Source organism: Rhizobium sp. P40RR-XXII, assembly GCF_012641405.1.
Classification (GTDB): Bacteria; Pseudomonadota; Alphaproteobacteria; order Rhizobiales; family Rhizobiaceae; genus Rhizobium.
The window spans coordinates 1-1,554 of the sequence record NZ_JABAII010000046.1 but is presented as its reverse complement, the minus strand read 5'-3'; the positions used below and the strand labels follow the sequence as shown (position 1 = coordinate 1,554).

Annotated in this window: 1 protein-coding gene; it reads right to left on the bottom strand. The window is 55.7% G+C overall.

The annotated features are described in order from the left end of the window. Window positions 1-308: 308 nt before the first annotated feature. A complete protein-coding gene (locus HGP16_RS33680) occupies window positions 309-1,469 on the bottom strand; it encodes an IS110 family transposase (protein WP_168844261.1) in 1,161 nt (386 codons plus the stop codon). Window positions 1,470-1,554 lie beyond the last annotated feature (85 nt).

Sequence of the window (1,554 nt, the reverse complement as noted above, 5' to 3'; positions counted from 1 at the left end):
TCACATCAGGTCTTTTGTCAATTGTTCATTCAAGTGGCATCGAATTTCTCCTTGGTGAGCGGATCCGCGGTCTGAGCCCATAGCAATTACCGGCCCGGTTTCTCGGGCCTATACAACCTCACATCCGGTCGCTGCTCTCGGCGGCTGCACCATTTTCCCGCATTCGGCGGGCACGGGCTCAGGAGAACGGGACCAAACTCAAGATCGGCGTTTAAAGGCCAAAAGGATTCCCGGTCCGTCCACCTGGATCCGTCAGGACTGATCAGGTCCTGAGGATTCGAATTTTCGTTTCACAGACACTTCCGGCTTCAAGCGATTTTCATGATTGCACCTTCGATTACGACACCGGAGCTCACATACTTCCAGAGAGCGACGAGCAGCTTACGCGCGAGCGCCACGATCATCGGCGTCTTTAAGCGGCCGGCGTTGCGAGCAATGCGCTCTTTGAACCATAACGTTAATTTCGATTTCGGTTGATGCCGCAACCATAGCCAGGCGAGCTCGACCATGGTGGCTCGCAAACGTGGATTTCCCGCCTTGGAGACGCCCTGTTCGCGGTTGACGTTACCGCTTTGCCAAGGCGAGGGGGCAAGGCCTGCGTACGATGCGATTTGGCGTCGGTTGTCGAAGTGTCGAAATAGCCCTTCCGTGTAAAGGACCGTAGCGAATTCCGGCCCGATCCCTTTGATGCCCAAAAGAGCGGTCGCTTCCTTTGGTGTCTCCAACGTCTCGTGGACGATCAAGGCATCTCGCTCTGCTTCTACAGCCTTGATTTGTGTGAGCAACAATTCGAGGCGATCGAGTTCTCTGCAGACTTCGGCCTTCAGGTGTTTTGATAGCGGACGCCCATCGCCCGTTCGAAGCTCGTCCAGGCGTTGGCGGCGATCTCGATTGACAGGTTCGTATTCCCGAATTCCCTGAGTGAAGAGTAATCCCTTTATGCGATTGACGTGGAAGACGCGTTCGGCAATCAGAGTTTTCCGCTCCCGCCCGATCCGTCGGTTGTCGTCTTCCTCGGGTGTGAGAAGCCTGACCATTGAGCACGCACGAGGCTCGCCGCGTTTCCATGCAATCAAAGCGCGGATCAGCGTCTCACCATCGATGCGGTCGGTCTTCGCCCGGCGATGCCGGCGCGGCATGGCAATCGACGCGGCTTCCACAATGTGGCTCTCTATCCAAGTTTCCTTGCTCAGCACTCGTCCTAACCAGAAGCCATCGAGCCCCACCTCTTGGATCACGACCAATGGGTACAATCTGTTCTTTCGTCGTTTGACCTTCTGGCGAAGTGCTGCAAAGCACGCAAACAAACCGGCGATATCGCCTCCAGTGACGGTGTGACGGGACATTTTCTTGCTGCCAGGCGACAGAGCCGTCACCAGCCATCTTGACTTGCTTAATTCCAACGAGACGAAAATTACGCCAAGATCGACGAGAGTAGTGGTCTGCGCTTGAGATTGATCTGCTGTCATCGGCATGGTTGGCCTCCAGAGAGTTTTCTAGCGACCTCACTCTGCCACCGTGCAGGCCGCTACTCACCCCTGATGGGATCTCAAG

Coding starts and splice junctions, on each gene's coding strand:
- HGP16_RS33680 (WP_168844261.1), bottom strand. CDS start 1,469: ATGACAGCAGATCAATCTCAAGCGCAGACCACTACTCTCGTCGATCTT.